This is a genomic window from Candidatus Methylospira mobilis (assembly GCF_009498235.1).
GTDB lineage: Bacteria > Pseudomonadota > Gammaproteobacteria > Methylococcales > Methylococcaceae > Methylospira > Methylospira mobilis.
Genome location: NZ_CP044205.1, coordinates 4,152,598 through 4,175,776, shown reverse-complemented (window position 1 = coordinate 4,175,776; position 23,179 = coordinate 4,152,598). Strand labels below are relative to the sequence as shown.

Genomic DNA, 23,179 nt, shown 5'->3' with positions numbered 1-23,179 from the left:
TTGGGGCGAGTCGCTATTGTTACCGACGATCCGGGATGGCACGGCTCGCGGCTGAAACTGGCGTTCGGCGTACGTGGCTTCGAAGCTTGCTATGTTTCGTTGACAGCGTGCCGTCTCAATCTGGACGGCGAAGGCGCACCGATCTCGATACCTGGATTCGATGCGCAGTTGCCATCAGGCGTGTTCGTACGTGGGGTGCCGGGAGGCTCGCTGCAGCAGGTCAGTTTTTTTCTGGACATATTGCACGGCCTCGCTTTTCTGGGCGTTCCCGTATATAACGACGCGCGTTCGATAGAGCGGACTGTGGATAAAGGCATGACCAGTTTTCTGTTGCATTGCGCAGATATTCCGACGCCGCCGGCATGGGTTTGTAACGATCGAGATATGGCGATAAGCATTGCTGTGCGCGAGCTGGAGCAGGGTCATCAGCTTGTTTCCAAGCCGCTGTTCGGATCGCAGGGCGAGGGGGTGCAACGTTACCGTTCGCTTGATGATCTGGAGGGGCTGGCCGAGAGCAACGGCATTTTTTATCTGCAGCGCTTTGTCGACAGCGGTTCGATATACCATGACTGGCGCGTATTTGTGATACGCGGCAGGGCGGTGGCCGCGATGCGCAGATGCGGCGTTTCCTGGCTGAACAATGTCGCGCAGGGCGCGCATTGCGAGGCGGCGCGGCTGGACGACGATGCCGTGCTGCGCCGTTTGGCGGAGGATGCCGTCGCTGTCATCGGGATGCCGTACGCCGGCGTGGACATTATCCAGGATGAGGCGGGACGCTATAGCGTCATAGAGGTCAACAGCGTGCCGGCATGGAAAGGCTTGCAAAGCGTTAGCGACGTCGTGATCGCCGACCGGCTCGCGGATGATTTTTTATCGCAGTGCGTGCGGCAATCCGTGCTCGATAACGTCATGGCGCAATGAGCCCGATGTTGCCGGCGCAGGCGCTGGAAACCGCGTTTATCGAATCCTGCGAGTGCGAGCTGCAGGCGTTCAAACCGGGTAATGTCAGTGTTTACTCCGAAGCGCACGATATGACGGTCGAGGATTTTCGCGTGAGCGCGCGCGTAAGCGCGCCTTTTCTTGCCGATTACCGTTTGTCCCTCGGGGAAAAAATAGTACGGGCGGTACGCGCCACGCGCGCCGCTGTGAGGTGCAATACCAATCTGGGCATCCTGCTGCTGGCCGCTCCGCTGATGCAGGCTTGTCAGATTGATGGAGACAGTGGAAATTTGCGTGAACGTCTGAACAGGGTTCTGGAAGAAACAACGGTGGATGATTGCGCCCAGGTTTACGAAGCCATACGCGAGGCAGCGCCGGGCGGTCTGGGGGAGGTTGACGCACAGGATGTACAAAATACCGCTCCGCAAATCACTCTGTATGAGGCCATGAAACTGGCTGCGGAGCGGGATCGCATCGCTTATCAATACACTGTCTCCTTTAAAGATATTTTTGATTTCGCAATTCCGCGTTATCATAGTGGGACATCCCGATGGGGGGATGAAGCGTGGGCTGCGGTATTCGTGTTTTCAGGGCTGCTGGAAAAGATTCCTGATACGCATATCCAGCGCAAGTTTGGGAACCGGTTCACCGGGATGGTGACGGAGCGTATGACAGCGCTTAACCGTATGCTGTCTCAATCCGACAGGCCCGAAGTGGCCATGCAGTTGCTTTATGAGGTAGATACAGAGTTTAAGTCTTCCGGAGTAAATCCGGGTACAACCGCGGATCTCACGGTAGCGTGTCTTCTGGCAGTGCGCCTGGAAAATCTGTTGTGTCGGTGTGTTGGTTCGTTGCGCAGGGATTCAATGGATGCTTAAGGGACATTGCGTTAAGGCTGGGCGATATACGGAAACAAGCTGACCTGGAAGCAGGGAGCGGTTGTTTGCCGCGTATCGCCATATTGTTCAGGAGACATGTCGGTGTCATTAATACAAAAATTCTATTCATTTTTTACAAAAGAGGAAATCCAGATGGGAAAAGTTAACAAGTTGCTGGTCGGCGAAGCATTGTGTGGCGGCGGTAATGAAATCGCTCATATCGATCTGATCATGGGACCGCGCGGCAGCGCCGCTGAAGCGGCTTTCGCCAACACCTTGACCAACAACAAGGACGGCTTTACGTCGCTGCTGGCTGTGGTTGCTCCCAACCTGCTGTGCAAGCCGAACACGGTTATGTTCAACAAGGTCACCATCAAGAACGGCAAACAGGCAACCCAGATGTTCGGACCTGCTCAGCGCGGCGTTGCAATGGCTGTGGCCGATTGTGTTGAAGACGGCACTATCCCGGCTGACGAAGCGGACGACCTGTTCATTTGCGTAGGCGTATTCATTCACTGGCTGGCTGAAGACGACGCTAAAATCCAGGATTACAACTACGAAGCAACCAAGCTGTCCATCAAGCGCGCCATTGCCGGCGAGCCGAAGGCTGTTGACGTTGTTGCCAGAAAGGCTACCGAAGGTCACCCATTCGCTGCTCATAACTAAGGTTGTGAGTATCGGTTGAGACAGAGACATACTCTGTCTTCGCGGGTTTTTGTGGGAAACGCCTTGAGGAGAAATACCTCAAGGCGTTTTCGTATTGATGTGGTACGAGAATGAAGGCGCTGATGGCAATGAAGCTATCGCAAGCGATACAACCCGGTATAATTCTACAATATTTGACAAAGGCCGAATGCTGCGATTAACAGCACGCGGATGCTGAAATCAGCGTAGAGAAAAAAGCCCGGCGGCTACTATTCGACTCATTATTTGGGATAAAGCTTATGCCGAGTAGTCAGGCTGGTTTACACTCGACTCGGAGGAGTAGTGATATTGATTCGTAAAAGTGATTTATCCGGTTATATGAAGCTTGGCGTTGCCGGATTATTTTTTTGCGCTCTGCTGGCCTCCGGGTGCGGCAAGGCCAATTTACGTAATGCGACTCCCGATGAAATAGCAGCCAATACAGAGCGGGTTGCAACCGCCGGCGGGCAGCCGGGCGTCGATTATCAATCACCGTTGTTGACCCAGGAGCATTGGCAAGTGAACATGGGTGGCGAGGATATCCTGAGCTACCGTTTGAGTGGACACGCCGATGATGCAGGCAAGCGTGTGCAGCATCATCGTATTGATATCGATAGCGAATACCGGGCAAAACATCCGGCGGGATATCTGGATGCGCGCTTTGCCGACGGGACGCTGCGTCCCATCGCCCATCTAAGGCAGGAAACCGAGCGTTGCCAGGAATTTAACACCATGCAATCAGGATGCGCCTTCCGCGATCGCTTTGACTTTCCGCTTTCTGAGGAAGAGCTGGCCGTTTTTGCCAAGACTGGTTTGAGTGCGCGTCTGGTTGGTAAAAGCGGCGATTTGCAGAAAATCGAGTTGCCGGCAACCTATATTCAGGGTTATCTGAAAGCGGTTAATACTAATTAATATACAAGGTTTGCTTATGTTTATTGCGATGAATCGTTTCAAGATCACACCCGGCAAGGAAGATGAGTTTATAGCCGTATGGAAAAACCGCGAATCGCAACTGGACAAGGTGTCCGGGTTTCAGCAGTTTCACTTGCTGCAAGGGCCGTCAACCGATGAGCATACCTTGTTTGCATCGCATGTGATCTGGGATACGCGCGAGGCTTTCGACGCCTGGGTGCATTCGGAAGCTTTCCGCCAGGCGCACGCCAACGCCGGCGGTACCAAAGGACTCTATCTGGGGCCGCCTCAGTTCGAGGGCTTTGAGGTTGTGCTTTAGTCGTAGGCCGGGATGATTATCAACGGCGAATTCTGGTCGGGCAAGCGCGTTTTTATTACCGGTCATACCGGTTTTAAAGGTGGCTGGCTGAGCTTGTTGCTGCAGAAGCTGGGCGCGGACGTAACCGGCTATGCGCTGCAGCCCCCGTCCACGCCGAACTTATTCGAAACGGCGCGGGTTGCAGACGGCATGCAATCGATAATCGATGATATTCGAAATGGCGAACGGCTGGCGGCAGCCATGCGGCAAGCCGTTCCCGATATTGTCATTCACATGGCGGCGCAGCCTTTGGTGCGCTATTCATACGCCAACCCGGTTGAAACCTATTCAACCAATGTGATGGGGACGGTACACTTATTCGAAGCAGTCAGACAGACGCCCAGCGTACGCGCGGTCGTCAATGTTACCAGCGACAAGTGTTATGAAAACCGCGAGTGGGCTTGGGGTTACCGTGAAGACGAAGCCATGGGCGGCCATGACCCGTATAGCAGCAGCAAAGGGTGCGCGGAGTTGGTTACTGCCGCCTACCGCAACTCATTTTTCAATCAGTCCCTGCATGATCGGCATCGGGTGGCGATTGCCAGCGCCAGAGCCGGAAATGTTATCGGAGGCGGAGATTGGGCGCAGGACCGATTGATTCCGGATATTATGCGCGCCATATCCGAAAATACCCCGGTCATTATTCGGAATCCCCACGCCATCAGGCCATGGCAGCATGTGCTGGAACCTCTTTCCGGCTATTTGCTGCTCGCGCAACGGCTCTGCGATGAAGGCCGCGGTTACTGTGAAGCATGGAATTTCGGCCCCAACGACGAAGACGCCAAACCGGTGCAGTGGGTGGTTGGCAAGCTCTCGGAAAATTGGGGCGAATGCGCGGGCTGGGTGCTGGATACGGCGGATCACCCTCATGAAGCGCATCACCTCAAACTCGACTGTTCCAAAGCGAAAATGCGTTTAAACTGGCGTCCGAAATGGCGGCTGGCCAGTACATTGGAGCATATAGTCTCCTGGCATAAAGCGCATCGCGCCGGGGAAGACATGAACGCGTTTACAATAAATCAAATTACCGATTATACCGAGATGGAATGACATGATTCCCTATGTGTCCGGGGGTATCCGCGGCAGAACTCCTGAAATCGATAGACGAGCACTCAAAACCGGCCATTATGCACAAATCTAAAAGTATCGGCATCGTATCCCTGGGTTGTCCGAAAGCGCTGGTGGACAGCGAGCGCATCATGACGCAACTGCGTTCGGAAGGCTACGATCTGGTGCCGAGCTATAAAAACGCCGATCTGGTGATCGTAAATACCTGCGGTTTCATCGATTCCGCCGTCGAGGAGTCACTGGATGCGATAGGCGAAGCGCTGGCGGAAAATGGCAAGGTCATCGTGACCGGTTGTCTGGGCGCGCGTGAAGACGAAATCCTTGCTCGTCACCCCCAGGTACTGCAAATTACCGGCGCGCATGCCTACGAGGCTGTGGTTGAAAGCGTACACCGGCATCTGCCGCCGCCACACGATCCCTTTACCGATCTGGTGCCGCCGCAGGGCATCAAGCTGACCCCGCGCCATTATGCCTATCTGAAAATCGCGGAAGGCTGCAGTCACCGCTGTTCCTTTTGCATTATTCCTTCCTTGCGCGGCGATCTGGTCAGCCGCCCGGTAGGCGAGGTCATGAACGAGGCGGAGCGGCTGGTCGAATCCGGGGTACGCGAGCTATTGGTAGTATCGCAGGATACCAGCGCTTATGGCGTCGACCTGAAATACCGTACCGGCTTTTGGGACGGACGCCCGCTCAAAACCCGCTTTTACGAACTGGCCGAAGCGCTGGGCGATCTCGGTATCTGGATCCGGTTGCATTACATCTATCCTTACCCGCATGTTGACGAAGTTATTCCGTTAATGGCCGAAGGCAAAATCCTGCCCTATCTGGATGTGCCGTTTCAGCATGCCGACCCGCACATTCTGGGGTTGATGAAACGTCCGGCCTCGACCGAAAACACCCTGGAGCGGATACGTGTCTGGCGCAGTATCTGTCCTGATCTGACGCTGCGCAGCACCTTTATTGTCGGTTTTCCGGGTGAAACCGAGGCAAGTTTCGAGAGCCTGCTGGCGTTTCTGGAAGAAGCGCAGCTGGATCGCGTCGGCTGTTTCGCCTATTCGCCGGTCAAAGGCGCTGCCGCAAACAACCTGCCGGGCGCGGTGCCGGAGGAAATCAAGGAAGAAAGGCTGGCCCGCTTCATGGAAAAACAGGCCGCCATCAGCGCGCAACGCCTGCAGTCGCGTATCGGCGCGCGAGAATATGTGCTGATCGACGAAGTGGTCGATGAGGGCGCGGTAGGGCGCAGCCGCGCCGATGCGCCGGAAATCGATGGGCTGGTATTTATCGATGACGCCACTCATCTGCAGACGGGCGATTGGGTCGAAGTAGAGATAGAAGAAGCCGACGAACACGACATGTGGGCGCACCTGATTTAGCGCGCATCGCGGCTATTTGTGCGCTTTGGCGCCGGCTGATTTTCCCTGTTTGTCCGTTTGTTTTTTATGCGCCGTTTTATCAGGCGACGCTTGCTGCTTATCGGCCTGTTTTTTGTGGGTTGAATGAACAGGTTCTCTCGGTGGTAACTCCCTTTGTTTTTTATCGTCCGCCTTGGCAGGCGCCGCCTGTTTTTCTTTTTGCTTTTTGTGGCCGGTCTGAACGGGTTCTTCCGTTTTATCCTTGTTTACACCGGCTTGTTCGTGCGGTTTCTTGTCATGTACGTGCTGACCTTTGTCATCCGCAACAGGCGCTTGATGATGCTCAGGAAGGCCGGTTTCTTTATAGTCGCCCTTTTTTGTCTTACCCTTGCCGTATTTGACCGCGTGCCTGCCATGCCGGGTAGTCCAATGGCGGGTATAACGACTCGAATGGCCAGTGCTTCCAGAATATTCTCCCGAGTTCCTGAGTTTGATATGCGTATCGCCCCAGGCGCGATACCCGGAGTCATCAATTGCGCTATCCTGAAAAGGGTCTGAGGGGCGAGGCGCTACAACATCGCTCTCCGGACGAACAAAGTTTTTTGGAATACTCAAGTCCAGCAGTGGACCGACACCGCCGCCGCGGCGCTCTTGATCGCGCTGACGCATCCAGATGCGCATTTCGCGAGCCTGTTCGTCGAAACTCATGTCTTCTGCTTCGCCCTCGGCCACAAGCGGAGCCGCCAGTGCTTGATCCGTTTCAGGCTGTGGATGGAAAACCCCGGCAACGGCAATGAACGGCAACGCCCACAGAAAAGCGGCAAGCAAACCGGCAGCGACCGGGTTTTTGTTTTCGAAATACGGATTTAGATCGCAAGAATGTGCGATAGCCACCGGTTTAAAGCTAGCGGCATGAGCAGTATTTTCTTCAGTCGGCGGTTTAGCCCGCCGATCGTCAACACGCCGGCTTTTAGCTGGTGGTTGTTGATTTATGGATTTGCCACACACAACCAGCATCACCAGCTGTCGCCATAATAAATCAATAGTGCAATAACACATGGGCGGAATAACAGGCCAGAAAATCGGGCTCCTTGGGAGAATCAGGCTCAACAACGAAGCCCGCATGCAGCAATTACGGTGTTCAGGCTTTTCAGCAGCTCGCAGCCCGTTTTTGCAGTACCTCCCGCCGCAAGGAGATCATCGACCGCCGGAAACCTGCCGTTCGCACTCAGCGCGCCGAGGTCCCGGATTAACGGAGTCAAATCCTTGAATGCGATGCCCGATCCGAGGAAATCTGATATATAGCTGATTTTTGCTTTTAGCCGCTCCATGTCCGGGCTATCCGGGCAGTGTCGCCAGAAACTGAGTTACTGATTTCAGTAGGCCGTCGTGATCGAGTCCGCATACTGCCAGACATTCTTCGCGACTGCCCTGCTCGACAAAAAAATCGGGCAATCCCAGATTTAACAACGGCAGCATGATGCGGCGCGCAATCAGCAACTCATTGACTGCGGCTCCCGCGCCGCCGGGAATCACATTTTCTTCGACCGTAACAATGGCGTCGTGGCTGCGCGCCAGTTCCAGCACCAGCGTCTCATCCAGCGGTTTGACAAAGCGCATGTTAACGACGGTCGCGTCCAGCTTTTCGCCGATGTGCAGCGCCGGAGCAACCATGCTGCCGAAAGCCAGCAGGGCAATGCGGCTGCCTCGGCGCTTGATCTCGGCTTTGCCAATCTCGATCTCGCTCATCTGTTCATTGATTTCAGCGCCAGGTCCTTTACCGCGCGGGTAACGCACGGAAGCCGGTCCCTGATATTTGAAGCCGGTGTAAAGCATCTGGCGGCATTCGTTTTCGTCCGCAGGCGCCATGATAACCATGTTGGGCAGGCAACGCAGGTAACTGTAATCGAAGCTGCCTGCATGCGTGGGACCGTCTGGGCCCACCAGGCCGGCGCGGTCCAGCGCAAACAGTACTGAAAGGTTCTGCAGCACCACATCGTGTATTAATTGATCGTAGCCGCGTTGCAGGAAGGTCGAGTAGATCGCAACCACAGGGTGGAAGCCTTCGCAGGCCTGTCCCGCCGCCAGCGTAACCGCATGCTGTTCGGCAATGCCGACGTCAAAGTAGCGCTCCGGAAATTGTTGCGAGAAATTATAGAGTCCGGATCCTTCGCGCATGGCGGGTGTAATGCCCAGCAGCTTGTCGTCCAGCACCGCCATGTCGCACAGCCATTGACCGAACACTTCCGTATAGGTCGGGGAACTGGGCTTGGCCTTGGGCAAATGATCCTTGCTCAGGTCGAAGGTGCCGACGCCGTGATAGGCGACCGGGTCCTGTTCCGCCGGCAGATAGCCCTTGCCTTTCTTGGTAACGACATGCAGAAAGCGCGGGCCGGGCGGCAGTTCGCGCAGGTTGCGCAAGGTATCGATCAGTAAGTCCAGGTCGTGACCGTCTATCGGGCCGATATAGTTGAAGCCCAATTCCTCGAACAGGGTTCCCGGGGCCACCATGCCTTTGACATGCTCTTCCGCGCGGCGCGCCAGCTCCCAAACGCCCGGCATGCTACGCGACAGGATGTGCTTGCTGCCTTCGCGCATGCTTGAGTAAAATTTGCTGGACAGCACTCTGGCCAGGTAGTTGCTTAGTGCGCCGACATTAGGAGAAATGGACATTTCATTGTCATTAAGCACCACCAGCAGATTGGCGTCCAGCGCGCCTGCATGATTCATCGCCTCGAACGCCATGCCGCCGGTCATTCCTCCGTCGCCGATGATGGCGACCGCATGCCGCTTGCTCTTATCCAGAGCCGAGGCGATGGCCATGCCCAGTGCGGCGCCGATGGAAGTACTGGAATGTCCCACGCCAAAAGTATCGTAAACGCTTTCATCTCTGGAAGGAAAAGCGGAAACGCCGCCCTTTTTGCGTATCGTCATCATGCGGTCGCGGCGACCGGTGAGTATCTTGTGCGGATAGGCCTGATGCCCCACATCCCAGACCAGCCGGTCTTCGGGTGTATCGAACACGTAATGTAGAGCGATAGTCAGTTCGACGGTACCCAAACCGGCGGACAGATGTCCCCCGGACTGGCTAACGCTGTCCAGAAGAAACTCTCTCAATTCCTGGGCGAGTTGGGGAAGCTGGTTCTGGTTGAGCTGGCGAAGTGCGGCAGGGCTGTCGATTCCATGCAACAGCGGCAGGGTTGGTTCAGTCATTGATGGCGGTTCCGTGGCGAGTGACGCAACTTTCATGCGCTAAGTTCCTTAGCCCGCAGACAGCACGCTGCCTCTGGAAAAGACTGCGCGAACATCCGACCAAGCAACACAGAAGACTCTGGCGGTTGATAAGGCGTATGGTATAGAAGTTGAGCATCTTGATTGGAGATTATCATTAGTGTAATTATGAAGCGGCAGCCCTTTGCTTTCAAGGAAAGAATGTCATATGTCGTTAATCATTAGCGTTTTGCATCCGTTGCGGTGCGTGTCTTGCCGTTCCGGTTCGCGAGCGATGTGGGCATGAGCGCGCTGACAATAGACAATCACGACCGCGACCGCGCCGGCCTGACCTATGTATACCCCGTGTTGTCCCGGCGTAGCGGGGGGCTTTCCGTCGGCATCAATCTGAATCCAAACAATGCCTGTAACTGGCGCTGCATTTATTGCCAGGTACCCGGCCTGACGCGCGGCAGCGCGCCGGTTACCGATATTCCGCTACTGGAACGTGAGCTGAAAACATTTTTAACATCGGTTATTGATGGCGATTTCTACGAGAAGTTCCAGGTTCCCGAAGCCCAGCGCAGCATCCGCGATATCGCAATCTCCGGCAACGGCGAGCCCACCAGCTCGCCGGTTTTCGATCAGGTGATAACGGCGATAGGCCGTGTATGCATGGCGTTGCAGCCCGGAGCTGACGTTGCGCGGGTACTGATCACCAACGGTAGCCTGATCAGCCGGGCAGCGGTGCGACTCGGTCTGGCCGAATGGGGAAAACAGGGAGGTGAAATCTGGTTCAAGATCGACAGCGCGACGCAATCCGGCGTGCGCGCCATTAACGATGTAACCCTTTCGACGAACACGATACTCGGTAATCTGGCGATAGCCGCTGATTGTTGCTCTGTGTGGATACAAACCTGCTTATTCAACCGAAGCGATGAGAAAATAGATCGCAACCGAGAAAAGCAAGCTTATGTCGAATTATTGCAATCGGCGCTTGATAAAGGTGTCAAGCTGCAAGGCGTATTACTGTACGGGCCCGCCAGACCGGCAATGCAGCCTGAATGCGCAATCATAACGCCTCTGGCTTCAGATGCGATACTGGCATTTGCAGAGGCAGTACGGGAGGGAACAGGGTTAACGGTAAAGATTACGCCTTAAGTCAACAGCGTTAGCCTGTATTATGTCAAAATCAGAAAAATGTTCTGTGGACCGGGACAAGAAAATTAATGTCCTGTATGTGGTTTCACCGAAAAACCGCCAGAAACAACAGGTATAAAATGTTTTTCTACGGTTCCCAGCGATAACCGACGCCATAAATCGAATGTATCATTGCGGGCTGTTCGGGGGGCAACAGCGATGCCAGCTTTTTGCGCAGATTTTTGATGTGGCTATCCACGGCTCGATCGTTCACCACGCGATTATCGTTATATGCGCAATCCATCAGCTGGCTACGCGAGAAAACCCTTTTGGGTTCCGCGATAAATGTTTTTAACAAACGGAACTCAACCGGGGTCACACTTAATGACTGGCCATGCACGGTAGCACGAAACTGTACATCGTCCAGTGTTATTCCGTACAAGGCCAAAGTTGGCGAATGACCGTTAGTCCGTCGAAGAACGGTCTTGACTCTGGCTATAACCTCGCGGGGGTTGAATGGCTTGCAAATATAATCATCGGCGCCGATTTCCAGTCCCAGTAAACGGTCGATATCGTCAACACGCGCAGTTATCATAATGATCGGCACATCACTGAAAAGGCGCAGTTCGCGACATATTTCCAGACCGCTTTTTCCGGGTAACATAAGATCCAGCAGGATCAGCTGTGGCGAGTTCGCCTTGACCCAGGCAATTACTTCGCCTCCCTCCATCAGCGCATGCGCTTCATAAGAAGCAAATCTGAGGTAATCGACCAGTAGTTGCGCAACCTTGGGTTCGTCGTCGACCACCAGTACAGGGTGTTTCATCATAACCTTGCAACAGTTCAGAATATCGGATCAGGAATTAAAGCGGGAAAATGAAGCTTCACTCTCAGGCCTCCCAGCGAAGAAGCATTAGCGACGATGCTGCTGGCATACGCTTCCGTTATATTCCTGCAAATAGCAAGCCCCAGCCCCGCGCCGCCGTTTTTCCGGTTAAGCGAAGGCCCTGCCCGGTAGGAGCGGCTCGAACAGCCTGGGTAACTCCTCGCTCTGAACACCTGGCGCGGAATCCTGAAGAACTACAACAACCCTATTATCTTCATTCATGACGCTTACCTGAACCAAACCGTTCGCATCGGCGTAACCGCACGCTATTTACCAGCAGGTTGTTGAGCAACTGCGTCATACGATCGGCATCAGCCAGTATCCATTGCGGGTTTCGACTTCGAGCGATGCCGGCTCTGCGGGCGTTTTCGGCGTAAATTGCAGCGAGGGAGAAGGTTTCCTGGCTGGTTCGGGTAAATTGCGTCCCCCGTCCGAGGATAAGCCTTTTTAAGGCGTCCGTCTCATCCGCCAATTGCGCTCAGCCCTTTACCGGATCGTAGACCTGGGCAAGGCGGGCGGCCATACCGGTCAGGTTTGCACTCTCTATCAATTCAGAAACCCCTGGCGCAAACTTCAGCGCATCAAGCCGGCAGACAGCACTAGCACAACCACAGCGATCAGTAAAAAAACGATAAATAGTTTATGCCGGATTTTTAAACGCATGGCGTAATGTGTGGTCCGTCCAGCCATTTTAACGGCTATCAGAATACCGGATTTTTTGGCGTCTCCCCACCGTTAATTGTAGGCAAACGGACAAAAAACACGCGAAGGCTGTCAATACAGCTGGCAATCGTGAACCGGGATCTCCCCCAGCGCCGTCGCCGACTGTCTTTCCGAATTTGATCAAACGTGTTCCGGTTCGAACCGCTGTTTGCAAAGGAAAAGAAAAATCTCAAATCTCTTAAGAGGACTGAAACAGTTCATAAGCTGTGGGTTGGGAATCAGACGAGCTGCTGTCGGCCGCGCAGGAGCCTGATGCGCGGGCGGATGCTCAAATTCTCGCCCGCAGCATTTAAATCCAGTTGTTCCGATACAGCGTTGAGCGTGGCGTTAAAACTGGAAGCTGTCGCGATATGGCTGCTGTTGTCGTAGCCGATATAACCGCCCTCATGCGAATATCAGCACAAACCGAATGGTTTGTTGTTTTTTGAATTGAAGTAATCTCGACGATCAAATGGCAGCATGAGTAGCCTTGATGTAGCGCTACGGGTGCCAAGCTTGAGCCTGCCCTGCGTAGAAAAGCGGAAGAGATTTTGAAGAAAATGTGAATGTTGTGCTTGATGCGATCTTTATCGGGATTTGTATGGCGGTGAGTTTGAACGTTTGCTCTATCAGACGCCCGACATCTGACTGGACAGTTTTTCGCCGAGTTTAAGAAAGCGCTGGTAACGCGCCGCACTCACTTTGTCCCTGTTTACCGCGTCCATGATCGCGCAGCCCTTGTCTCCTGCATGGCGGCAATCGTTAAAGCGGCAGTTCGGAATAAGCGACTGAAACTCGCGATAGCTCCAGGCCAACTGATTCCAATTCATTTCCGCCAGACCGAACACAGCGACGCCGGGGCTGTCGATCAAGTCGCCGCCGCCGGGTAAATGGTAAAGCGTTGCCGTGGTGGTGGTGTGCCGCCCGAGACCGCTTTTTTCGGAAATTTCACCGATGCGCAAATCCCGTTCCGGGAGCAAGGTATTGGTCAGCGACGATTTACCGACGCCCGATTGCCCGACAAACATGCTGCACTGCCCCTGCAACTCGCTCATCAAGGCGTCCATGCCGGTTCTCTGCAAGGCGCTGACCGCACGCACGGTATAGCCGGCCATTTCATACTCGCGCAGCCGCGCGCTTATCCCGTCGCTGCCCGCCGTAGCGGTAAGGTCGGCCTTGTTGACCAGCAGGCGCGCGTCGATATCCCTGGCTTCGGTCACTGCCAGAAACTGGTCGACCAGAAGCCAGTCCGGCTCCGGCAGCGGCGCCAGCACCACATAGATACGATCGAGGTTCGCGGCAACATAGCGCAGCTTCCCGGCATAGCCGGGCCGCAGCAGGCAGGATGTGCGCGGCAGTACCGATTCTACTCGCCCCAGATCTCCGTCGCAGGCAACCCAGCGTACGCGGTCGCCGACGGTCACATCGCCCAGTCTGCGCCGGGTGTGGCACAGAACGATGGCTCCGTTCGCGCCTTCCACTGCTACCCCTTTGCCGAGGTGGGCAATGACCAGACCGTCGCGTTCCGCGCTCAAGTCCGTTGCGCCTTCATGTTTTTTGCGCGCAACGATTTAAGCGCATCATGAAATCAGACCGCTTTTCCCTGTAAATGGGCAATGCGGATTGCCGCCGGCGGATGGCTGTAATGGTACGCGGAATACAGCGGGTCCGGCGTCAGCGTGCTGGCGTTGTCGCGATAGAGCTTGACCAGCGCATTCACCAGAAAGTCGGGCTGCGCCAGTGAGGCGGCGAACGAGTCGGCTTCGAACTCGTGTCTGCGTTGAAAATAGGCGATTACCGGTTGAAGGAATCCGGCAAAGACCGGCGCAATCAGCATGAACAGCAACAAGGCCATGGCGTTGGTCTGCACATGCACCCCGAGACCGGCATAAAACCAGTCGGCATTAACCAGCCAGCCGAGCAGGGCGAATCCGATCAAGGTCAGCACTGCGCTGGCAATCAGCATTTTCAGCACATGCCTGCGTTTGAAATGTCCCAGTTCGTGCGCCAGCACCGCTTCCAGTTCCTCATGTTCGAGCGACTCGACCAGGGTATCGAAAAATACGATGCGCTTGTTGCTGCCGATACCGGTGAAATAGGCATTGCCATGCCCGGAACGGCGCGAACCGTCCATCACAAAAATCCCCTTGCTCTGAAAGCCGCAACGCTGCAGCAGGGTTTCGATGCGCGCGCGCAACGCCTCGTCTTCGAGCGGCGTAAATTTATTGAACAGCGGAGCTATCAAGGTTGGAAAAGCCCAGCTCATCAATATGGACACGCTCTGCAGTATGGCCCAGGCCAGCAGCCACCAGTAGCCGCCGACGGCGCCCATTACCCATAAAATCAGCGCGATCAACGGCGCGCCTATCAACAGGGTCAGCAGCCACTGCAGGCCGAGATCGCTGGCAAACTGGCGTACCGTGCTGCGGTTGAAGCCGAAGCGCTGTTCGATCACGAATGTCTGGTAAATACTGGCCGGCAATTCGATGATTTGCGCCAGCAGCATCACGGTGAGGATGATAGCCGTACCCAGCCAGACCGATGAAGCCGTTTGCGCGCCGCCCCACCAGCTGGCGACCAGGTCGATGCCTCCGCCGAGCGTCAATCCCAGCAGCACGGCGACGCTCAAAAGCTGCTCGAACTGGCCGACCTTGCCCTTGGCAAGGGTATAGTCGGCGGCCTTTTGATGCGCTTCCAGGGTAATGGACGAGCGGAAGGCGTCCGGTACCGCATTCCGATGCGCCCGTATATGGGCAAAATGCCGCCGGGTAAGCCAAAGCTCGATGGCAAAGGAGAGTGCAAGGGCAAATAGAAAAATCAGCGTAAAGTTGTTCATGAGTTGTGCGCGCGGCCAGGTCGAAACAGCGTTGGGTATCGCGACAGCTTAGCCCCAGACTGCTCTATTGACAAGCGTCTTTGATGGATACGGCCAACAAAAAAACCTGCCGTGTCCGCATCATAGACAGCGGAGGATTGACGGGGATTGCCATGCATCGCTATTCTGCATGGAATTATCTCAAGAGCCGGAACGCCATGCCGCAAAACCCGCAAAACCTGATCTGGATCGACCTGGAAATGACCGGGCTCGACCCGCAAAGAGACGTCATCATCGAAATAGCCACCATTGTCACCGACCAGGATCTCGATATACTGGCGGAAGGCCCGGTTTTGGCGATCCATCAGCAGGAAAGCGTTTTAGCGGCCATGGACGCGTGGAATCAAAACCAGCACGGCAAATCGGGTCTGCTGGAGCGGGTGCGCGCCAGCATCGTGTCTGAAGCCGATGCCGAAAAGGCGACGATCGAGTTTCTTGCCGAATGGCTGCCGCAGCGGAAATCGCCGATGTGCGGCAACAGCATCTGCCAGGACCGGCGTTTCCTGTACCGCTGCATGCCGGAACTGGAAGCGTTTTTCCACTATCGCAACCTCGACGTTTCTACCGTCAAGGAGCTTGCTACGCGCTGGGCGCCAAAAATCATGAAAGGTTTCAGCAAAAACGGCACCCATCTGGCGCTGGACGACATTCGCGAGTCCATACGCGAACTGCGTTACTACCGCGAGCACTTCATACAGCTCGGCGCGTCGGGTTAGATATTGGCCGTATTCGGTTTATTTCGTTGAATTTGACGAATACGCGTAAAAATGGCATTCTTAGCGGGTAAAAGGCCAATATGGCCGAATCTAATATTCGGGGCGTAGCGCAGCCTGGTAGCGCACCTGTCTGGGGGACAGGTGGTCGCAGGTTCAAATCCTGTCGTCCCGACCAATTAAATCAATAGCTTAGAAAATAAAACATAAGACAGATTCGAAGGTTTTTACTTTCGGGATAACATACGGGATAACATTTTTCACGGCTGGCGATGCTCACCTTTAGTGATTGCCGCCCCGAAAGCACCTAAATCGCGATTTTGCGAAACAGATTCAGCCCTTTCCGGCAAGCACACCAAGCAAACGATTCAACCGGTTTAGCCGTATATCTACATCAGCTAGATACACACCCGCGTAGTCAATATATTCATGAGTTAATTGCTGGTATGTGCGCCAGTGCATACCCTTCGGTTTGCCACTACTACCGTTTAGGATACCTTGCTCCCAGCCGAGTCGCTTCCGAATCATTTCCGCCCGTGTTCTGGCACGATCACTATCTGTTTGCCGCTGACTCTGATATGCCAATTGATGACAAAATCGACACGCAAAAATACTGCCGCCATAGAGAATCGCCACGCGTCGACCGCAACCTCGCGCCGGACAAATGAACCAGGCACGTCGACCGCCATAATTACAGGGCGTCCATTTCAGCGACACTGCGTATTCCTCATGCGTCCATTCGCCGTCGCCACGTCTGTGGCAATAGCTCAGAATCACACGACCAACTTCAGCGCGAATATTGATGGCTGCGACCTTAACGTCATTACGACTCCAATCCAAGTTTCTAGAACAATTAGCCTCAAGTAGTCCTTCACGCTGCAAGTACCGGCTATCCAATGCCAAATAATCACCTGTCGTTTTCTTTGAGCCGGAATACCTGCGTCGTCCACTACAAATGCCACCCATTATGTTCTCCCAATTTTACCGAAATCATTAGGCAAGTTCGCTGAATGTCTGTCGCATAAACGGCTATAAATCTGCCACCGCCCAGCCCATGGTATTGATGTAATAGCTTATTTACTTCCGCCGCCACGCAGTTCTTTTAGTTTCAAAAGCATAGCCAGTGTGCGCTCAAACTTGCGGTCAAGATGGGTCTCATAACGATTCAGCTTCTCAAAACGATGTACCTGCACCCCTTCACCCAATGTCTGCGCCTTGATTGCCGGTTGATATCGCGCTTCTCGTTCCATTTGAAAGCAAATGGGTTCAAGCGTTTCACTGATGAATTGTTCAAGCCCATCAGCAGTAGCAGGATGCTCTCCATCCTCCACGTACTGATCCCACCAGTCCCGGGATTCCTGAATGAGTGTGCGCCGAGCTCTCTGATAGGCATTTGCTCCACCCTTACGCAGAATTGCCGCTGCCTTGCGCGTTGCTGCAAGATCAGCCTTTGTATTTTGCTGGCTCTTTGCTGTTTCGTCAGGGGTTTCAGTCAGCAGATCAGGGAGATCGGCGTCCCTGACTGTGAATGCACGCTCAAAAGGCGCTGCTGCCGGAACAGGGCTATCATGTGCGCTGTGGGCAACACTCCGTAATCCACGGTTTATAGCAGCCCCTTCAGCAAGCAATACTCGTTTTTTACGCCACATGATGCCAGCCAGTTCTTCTACCAGGTGCATTTCTGTGGGCCCGCCTGGTTGATATTCAATGATCAGTGCAGACAGTAGATTGTCAAACTCATTTTTATCCTCATGCCCCAGCACTACATGTTGCGATAAAATGCCATGCTTCAACGCATTGAAGCGCACAGAACCATAGCCGTTCAGTGCAGTGGGTTCGCTGGGTTCATTAATGGCTTGCGCTTCAACGAGATGGTTATTTTTTAAAACTTCCATAACAATTTCTCCTGTTACTCGCCGCGACTGGCTCGAAGATAGGCATCACTATCGCATGCGTTATTTATGACAGTTTTTTCAGTTGAGCCGACAGAAACCGATAAAACCGACGAAACCGATTCCACCTGCCACGCTTCTGCGGATCGACTACCACTGGCGCGGGTAAATCGCAGGCCCTCGACAATACGCCCGGCATGGCGCTTGATCCAACGACCGAGCTTTCGACGGTTAATGACGCCTCGCTCGCCTGCAATATCGTGTAGCACTTCACCCAGCTCTATGCTTTCATCATGACCAAATAACGATTGGTTAACTGCATCACGAATCATGGCTGGCCTTTTACCAAACACCGCTAACCATGCAGTCTGGAGACGTGATAATGTTTCTCGATCCGGGTCTTCCGCCATTGCCTCAAACACCGATGCAGTCGGATCGGCACAACCCAGCCACATCAACGGCTGTCGACAAAGATTAGACCAGTCACCATAACTGGCCAGTGACTTGCAATCTGTCATCGGTCTACCGGCAACAATCCAAGCGCGTACGAGAGTTAAAGCCGCTGAGACATAGCGTCCTCGTTCTCGTAATACTTCCCGCACCAGATCGGGCCGCTGAAAACTGCGGGCTGCCGGAATTTCGCACTCTGGAGATAGATTGATAGTAATGCAGCGGCGCGCCATATCCTGAATAGGCCCCACGTTATTGCCACTTGACATAAATAAGCTGCGGGTAACAACCGTCGCGGTTTTGGATACACCCAGGATGCGCCCGCTCATATACTCCGAAGTCAATGCGGTACATAGACTCTTGTGCGGCAGAAGATCGCCGGTCAAGTTATCAAACTCAATCACCGCGGGCGCACGTAACAATTCCGCGAGCAACAATTTACGGCACTCTTCGTCGTCGGCAGGAAATGAGGTAGGTGTCCCACGTTGAGGCGTAGCAAAGGCGGTGATCAATTTGCATAGGTAAGACTTACCCGATCCCACCATATGTGCGCGCACATGAATCATGGGCGCGTGCGCAAGGCCTGAACGAATGGCTGCAGTAAGTATGGCGGTTAGAGCCGCTGCCAGATCGGTATCTTTGGCGAAGCTGAATTCGATCAGTAAGTCCTGCAACAACGCTAACGCGGCTTCAGCCTGTGCGCGCGTTGGGTTGTCCGGTACGTCAAATGCTCGCGCATCGAACACGCCGAACATGCCTATCGTTGAGTCATATCCTGCAGTAGTCATCAAGCTACCATCAGGTCGCAGATAAGGTTGACGCGTGAGGCCATTCAGTACAGGCAAATGAGGGTAACTGGTCGAGTCGAACAATACCGCCGCATGCCGCGCTGGCGGATCGGCACGAACCCAATCTTCAGTGCGCGCATCAAAGCGTTCCCATGTCGCAACCCCCGCCAACGCGCGCACTAGAGCTGGCTGGCTGATTTCCTGAATGCGGGTTTCACGCGTACCGGGGTCAGTCGTCACGGTAACGATCAACCCTCCGCGCTGGTAAAACCGCTTTGCCAATGCAAGCTCATGTTCGGCCGCATCAACTACACGATGGATTTCCCCCGCCACCACCCGGATGGTTGGTTTCATGCGCGCCGCATTCGCTTCGATATCCAGAAAACGCAGCAGATCGCGGATATGCCGGTCGGCACAATGACCATGCAGGCATTTAAAACCGCCTATTGGCCATTGGTCGTCGGGCTCGAAATAGGCAGTGCCTCCATCCACTCCACCGCTGTGCTCAGCCATCCATGGACAACTGAGATCGTGCTTACCGTTACCGAGCGGGGCTTTGTAAAGACTACGCTCGCGCAACGCGACAATGACAGCGTTTTCCTCTGGGCGTGGAATCCATACCGGATCACCGTCCGATGGGCGTTCTTGAACCGCGCGCCCCTCGCGCCGCTTAGGCCGCCCAACCTGCGCCAGCTCCAATTGCAAACCGGCAATCAGTTCATCAACGGAATAGCGATACTCTGGATGCCATTCTGTTGTCGCTGACCGAAAACTGACCCAGTTAGAGGTGGTTTGCTGATTCAAAAGTGACCCAGGTGTTCTACTTGGCCTGTCCAATTTTTGGGCAGGAGATAAAGGTGATCACTATGGAAATGATAGGCAAGATTCGACGGATGTATTTACGCGACAAGATGTCGCTACACGAGATCGCTAGACGCACGAGTTTATCGCGCAACACGATACGCAAATGGCTAAGGGCGGAAGAGAAAGCAGTACCGCCGAAATACCGCAGGATAAAGGCGGACTGCAAGCTCAGCGCGTTTCACCCCACACTGGAACAAGCCCTCAAAGCGGATTCCCATCGCCCCAAACAGAATCGGCGCACCGCCAAAAATCTGTTTGCACAAATCAAGACGGATGGTTACACGGGCGGTTACAGCCAGGTGACTGCGTTCATTCGCAACTGGCGTGCTGACTCAGGCAAGAAGCCCCACGCCTTTGTGCCGTTGAAATTTGAGTTTGGCGAAGCCTTCCAGTTTGACTGGAGCGAAGAAGGGTTGGTAATTGGAGGCATTTACCGGCGCATACAGGTATCGCACCTGAAGCTGTGCGCCAGTCGGGCATTCTGGCTGGTGGCGTATCCGGGCCAAGGGCACGAGATGCTGTTCGATGCCCATACGCGCTCCTTTGCGGCGCTGGGTGGCATTCCTCGCCGTGGCATTTACGACAACATGAAGACTGCCGTTGATCGCGTCAACAAAGGTAAGGGACGCGTGGTCAATGCGCGCTTTGCCGTGATGCGCGCGCACTACCTGTTCGATGCCGATTTCTGCAACGTGGCATCCGGCTGGGAGAAAGGCGTTGTCGAGAAGAACGTACAGGACAGTCGGCGGCGCATCTGGCTGGAAGCGCAGAACCAGCGGTTCGGTTCATTCGTCGAACTCAATGTGTGGCTGGGTGATCGCTGCCGGGCATTATGGGGCGAGCTGCACCATCCCGAGTACAAGGAGCTTAGCGTAGCCGACATGCTGGAGCAGGAGCGCGCGCACATGATGCCCATGCCGGTTCAATTTGATGGGTATGTTGAAAATCCGGCTCGTGTATCGAGCACGTGCCTGATCAATGTACAGCGCAACCACTACTCCGTGCCATGCGAGCTGGCGGGCAAGATGGTCAGCGTCCGGCTCTATCCCAATCAAGTCATCGTTGTGTCGGGTGACGCGTTTGTCGCCTGCCACGAGCGCCTGACAGAACGCGGACATGTTCGCTACGACTGGCAACACTACATCACGCTGATCGAACGCAAACCGGGAGCGCTGCGCAATGGCGCCCCGTTCGCAGACATGCCTGTACCACTCAGACAGCTCAGGCAGGGGCTGATGCGCGATCCGGGCGGAGATCGCTGCATGGCGCAGGTGCTGGCCGCCGTACCACGGGCGGGGCTTGAAGCCGTTATTGTTGCGGTGGAACTGGTCATCGAATCCGGCGTGCTGAGTGTGGAACACGTACTCAACGTACTGGGACGGCTGAATGCGCCGCCCCTTCCACCGAATGTGGAAACGAGTTTGCAGCTCAAGGATGTGCCGCTGGCCAATACCAGCCGATATGATGAACTGAGGCATGACGCTGATGTCACTGCCGGATGTAAATTGATACAGCGTGCCGATTGAAAACTGATACACCGAATTGAGAAGATCGGCTGCATTTGGAACGCAGCCGTGATCACTGACGAGGTGTATGTGGAAATTGAATTATTGAGAAAACACGGCTTGAGTTTACGCAAGATTGCCGAAGAGACCGGATGCGCGGTCAACACGGTACGCCGTCATCTTGCAAGCGATAGCCTGCCCCGATACGAACGCAAAAAGCAGCGCCCTACCAAGCTTTCGCCATTTGAAGCGTATTTACAGGAACGGCAGGCTGCGGCGCAACCGGCCTGGATACCGGCGACGGTGTTGTATCGAGAGATAGCCGCATTGGGTTATAGCGGCGGACAAAGTCAGCTACGTGCCTACCTGCATAGCCTCAAGCCCACATGCGCGGCAGAGCCGGTGGTGCGCTTTGAGACGGTGCCGGGCGAGCAGATGCAGGTCGATTGGGTCGAATTTCGTAAAGGCAGTAACCCGCTCTACGCCTTCTGCGCAACGCTGGGCTACAGTCGAGCCAGCTTTGTCGAGTTCGTCACGGACATGAAAGTGGAGACGCTGATCGCGTGCCATAACCATGCGTTCGACTCTTTTGGCGGTATTCCGCAACGGGCTCTTTACGACAACATGAAGACGGTGGTGTTGGAGCGCGACGCATCGGGTGAAGGTGAGCATCGTTTCCACGCTGGATTTCTCGATTATGCGCGGCATTGCGGTTTCGTTATAAAACTGTGTCGCCCTTATCGCGCCAGGACCAAGGGTAAAGTCGAGCGTTTCAACGGCTATCTGCGCCGCTCTTTTTATGTTCCGCTGGTGGCACAGCTCAAGCAGTCCGGGCTGACGCTGGACGTGGTCACTGCCAATGCTGAAGTGCGACGCTGGCTAAAAGACGTAGCCAATGAACGCATACATGGCACCACGCAAGTGCGTCCCTCGGAGCGCCTGGGAGAGGAACGCCTGCAAGAACTGCCCGCTCCCTGGCGCGGAGATATCCGCGCGGCGCGCCCGCAATCTGAGGCGGTGGTAACGGCGGCAGATCGTCCGGTCGTTGTTATCGAACGGATAGCGCAGGAAACGCCATTACAACACCCGCTCGCGGTCTATGACGGGCTTCTGGAGGCTATCCAGAGTGAAAGGGAGGTGGCGGCATGAACCTGCAACACGAAAGAATACAAACCCTGTGTGAATCGCTGAATCTGCCGTTCATAGCGCAGGGTTACCCGGCTGCCGCTCAGCAGGCCGCGCAACAGGAAAGCGCATATAGCGACTTTCTGGAAGACATGCTCAAAATGGAAGCAGCGGGGCGAACGGTAAGAAAACAGAGTCTATTTACACGCCTTGCCGGTTTCCCGGCGATCAAAACTCTGGAGGCGTTCGACTATGCCTTTGCCCCCGGAGTCAAACGCAGCCAGATTGACGAACTGGCAGGGCTGGGTTTTGTCGAGCGTAACGAGAATGTCGTGCTTATCGGCCCGTCCGGTGTCGGTAAAACCCATTTGGCGATTGCCTTGGGATACAAAGCGGCGCAGGCTGGCGTTAAGACCCGCTTTACCACGGCAGCCGATTTATTGCTGACGCTGGTGGCTGCGCATACCCAGAATCAGTTGAAGGCCGTCATGCATCGGGCGATCAACGCTTACCGCCTGTTGATTATTGACGAAATCGGCTACCTGCCGATGAATCGGGAACAGGCCAACCTGTTCTTTCAGGTCATCGCGGCGCGCTATGAAAAAAGCAGCCTGATTGTAACCAGCAACTTGCCGTTCGGACAGTGGGACGCGACCTTTGCTCAGGACGCAACGCTGACTGCCGCTCTGCTGGATCGCTTGCTTCATCACGCCCATATCGTGCCGATTGCCGGCGACAGTTACCGGTTAAAACATCAACGGGCAGCCGGTATGGTCAAGGCTAAAGGTGAGCCGACAACGATAGTGCCAGCGCGATAATGAATTAGGGGAGGTGTATC

Annotated in this window: 20 protein-coding genes and 1 tRNA gene; 13 read left to right on the top strand and 8 right to left on the bottom strand. The window is 54.8% G+C overall.

The genetic code is table 11. The annotated features are described in order from the left end of the window. From F6R98_RS19080 to rimO, 7 genes are all read left to right on the top strand, one after another. A complete protein-coding gene (locus tag F6R98_RS19080) occupies window positions 1–921 on the top strand; it encodes an ATP-grasp domain-containing protein (RefSeq protein ID WP_228124968.1) in 921 nt (306 codons plus the stop codon). Next, entirely contained in the window at window positions 918–1,817 is a 900-nt protein-coding gene (locus F6R98_RS19075; protein ID WP_315700173.1) for a triphosphoribosyl-dephospho-CoA synthase, read from the top strand. The genes F6R98_RS19080 and F6R98_RS19075 overlap by 4 nt, the downstream gene beginning before the upstream one ends. A gap of 153 nt (window positions 1,818–1,970) precedes the next feature. Further along, window positions 1,971–2,483 (top strand): formaldehyde-activating enzyme, encoded by a 513-nt coding sequence (gene fae, locus F6R98_RS19070; protein ID WP_153250420.1) that lies wholly within the window; start codon window positions 1,971–1,973, stop codon window positions 2,481–2,483. Between the two features lie 327 nt (window positions 2,484–2,810). Next, a complete protein-coding gene (locus tag F6R98_RS19065; protein WP_153250419.1) occupies window positions 2,811–3,413 on the top strand; it encodes a hypothetical protein in 603 nt (200 codons plus the stop codon). 16 nt (window positions 3,414–3,429) lie between these two features. Beyond that, on the top strand, window positions 3,430–3,732 hold the full coding sequence (locus tag F6R98_RS19060; RefSeq protein WP_153250418.1) for an antibiotic biosynthesis monooxygenase family protein: 303 nt from the start codon (window positions 3,430–3,432) through the stop codon (window positions 3,730–3,732). Window positions 3,733–3,744: 12 nt separating this feature from the next. Beyond that, window positions 3,745–4,821: a CDP-glucose 4,6-dehydratase gene (rfbG, locus tag F6R98_RS19055; RefSeq protein ID WP_153250417.1), complete on the top strand. Its 1,077-nt coding sequence runs from the start codon at window positions 3,745–3,747 to the stop codon at window positions 4,819–4,821. A 77-nt stretch (window positions 4,822–4,898) separates the two neighbouring features. Further along, window positions 4,899–6,212 (top strand): 30S ribosomal protein S12 methylthiotransferase RimO, encoded by a 1,314-nt coding sequence (gene rimO, locus F6R98_RS19050; protein ID WP_153250416.1) that lies wholly within the window; start codon window positions 4,899–4,901, stop codon window positions 6,210–6,212. Between the two features lie 12 nt (window positions 6,213–6,224). On the opposite strand, the gene F6R98_RS19045 is transcribed toward rimO, so the two are convergent. Together F6R98_RS19045 and dxs are read right to left on the bottom strand one after the other, a co-directional pair. Then, window positions 6,225–7,085 carry a hypothetical protein gene (locus tag F6R98_RS19045; protein WP_153250415.1) on the bottom strand — a complete coding sequence of 287 codons (861 nt, stop codon included), beginning with the start codon at window positions 7,083–7,085 and terminating at the stop codon, window positions 6,225–6,227. 444 nt (window positions 7,086–7,529) lie between these two features. Further along, entirely contained in the window at window positions 7,530–9,404 is a 1,875-nt protein-coding gene (dxs, locus tag F6R98_RS19040) for a 1-deoxy-D-xylulose-5-phosphate synthase (RefSeq protein WP_153250414.1), read from the bottom strand. A gap of 300 nt (window positions 9,405–9,704) precedes the next feature. Between dxs and F6R98_RS19035 the strand changes: the two genes are divergently transcribed. Then, window positions 9,705–10,562 (top strand): radical SAM protein, encoded by an 858-nt coding sequence (locus tag F6R98_RS19035; RefSeq protein ID WP_153250413.1) that lies wholly within the window; start codon window positions 9,705–9,707, stop codon window positions 10,560–10,562. Between the two features lie 127 nt (window positions 10,563–10,689). Here the strand turns inward: F6R98_RS19035 and F6R98_RS19030 are convergent, their stop codons facing one another. From F6R98_RS19030 to F6R98_RS19020, 3 genes are all read right to left on the bottom strand, one after another. Next, window positions 10,690–11,367 carry a response regulator gene (locus tag F6R98_RS19030; RefSeq protein WP_194270024.1) on the bottom strand — a complete coding sequence of 226 codons (678 nt, stop codon included), beginning with the start codon at window positions 11,365–11,367 and terminating at the stop codon, window positions 10,690–10,692. 1,391 nt (window positions 11,368–12,758) lie between these two features. Next, window positions 12,759–13,664: a ribosome small subunit-dependent GTPase A gene (rsgA, locus tag F6R98_RS19025; protein ID WP_153250411.1), complete on the bottom strand. Its 906-nt coding sequence runs from the start codon at window positions 13,662–13,664 to the stop codon at window positions 12,759–12,761. 53 nt (window positions 13,665–13,717) lie between these two features. After that, the gene (locus F6R98_RS19020; protein WP_153250410.1) at window positions 13,718–14,965 is read right to left on the bottom strand and encodes a M48 family metallopeptidase; all 1,248 of its coding nucleotides are present in this window, start codon (window positions 14,963–14,965) and stop codon (window positions 13,718–13,720) included. A gap of 197 nt (window positions 14,966–15,162) precedes the next feature. Here F6R98_RS19020 and orn point away from each other — a divergent pair, with 197 nt between their 5' ends. Further along, window positions 15,163–15,720, top strand: coding sequence for an oligoribonuclease (gene orn / locus F6R98_RS19015; RefSeq protein ID WP_153251150.1), 558 nt, complete (start codon window positions 15,163–15,165; stop codon window positions 15,718–15,720). A 98-nt stretch (window positions 15,721–15,818) separates the two neighbouring features. Continuing rightward, a tRNA-Pro gene (locus F6R98_RS19010) sits at window positions 15,819–15,895 on the top strand. Window positions 15,896–16,050: 155 nt separating this feature from the next. On the opposite strand, the gene F6R98_RS19005 is transcribed toward F6R98_RS19010, so the two are convergent. From F6R98_RS19005 to F6R98_RS18995, 3 genes are all read right to left on the bottom strand, one after another. Further along, window positions 16,051–16,683 (bottom strand): hypothetical protein, encoded by a 633-nt coding sequence (locus F6R98_RS19005; protein ID WP_153250409.1) that lies wholly within the window; start codon window positions 16,681–16,683, stop codon window positions 16,051–16,053. A gap of 107 nt (window positions 16,684–16,790) precedes the next feature. Further along, a complete protein-coding gene (locus tag F6R98_RS19000) occupies window positions 16,791–17,612 on the bottom strand; it encodes a hypothetical protein (RefSeq protein ID WP_194270023.1) in 822 nt (273 codons plus the stop codon). 14 nt (window positions 17,613–17,626) lie between these two features. Then, on the bottom strand, window positions 17,627–19,360 hold the full coding sequence (locus tag F6R98_RS18995; RefSeq protein WP_194270022.1) for a hypothetical protein: 1,734 nt from the start codon (window positions 19,358–19,360) through the stop codon (window positions 17,627–17,629). 353 nt (window positions 19,361–19,713) lie between these two features. On the opposite strand from F6R98_RS18995, the gene istA (F6R98_RS18990) reads away from it, so the two are divergent. The 3 genes from istA (F6R98_RS18990) to istB are packed head-to-tail and all read left to right on the top strand — an operon-like array spanning window position 19,714 to window position 23,159. Then, the gene (gene istA / locus F6R98_RS18990; protein WP_153251149.1) at window positions 19,714–21,237 is read left to right on the top strand and encodes an IS21 family transposase; all 1,524 of its coding nucleotides are present in this window, start codon (window positions 19,714–19,716) and stop codon (window positions 21,235–21,237) included. A 48-nt stretch (window positions 21,238–21,285) separates the two neighbouring features. Then, the gene (istA, locus tag F6R98_RS18985; protein ID WP_194270021.1) at window positions 21,286–22,365 is read left to right on the top strand and encodes an IS21 family transposase; all 1,080 of its coding nucleotides are present in this window, start codon (window positions 21,286–21,288) and stop codon (window positions 22,363–22,365) included. Next, entirely contained in the window at window positions 22,362–23,159 is a 798-nt protein-coding gene (gene istB, locus F6R98_RS18980; protein ID WP_153247439.1) for an IS21-like element helper ATPase IstB, read from the top strand. The genes istA (F6R98_RS18985) and istB overlap by 4 nt, the downstream gene beginning before the upstream one ends. Window positions 23,160–23,179: the final 20 nt, after the last annotated feature.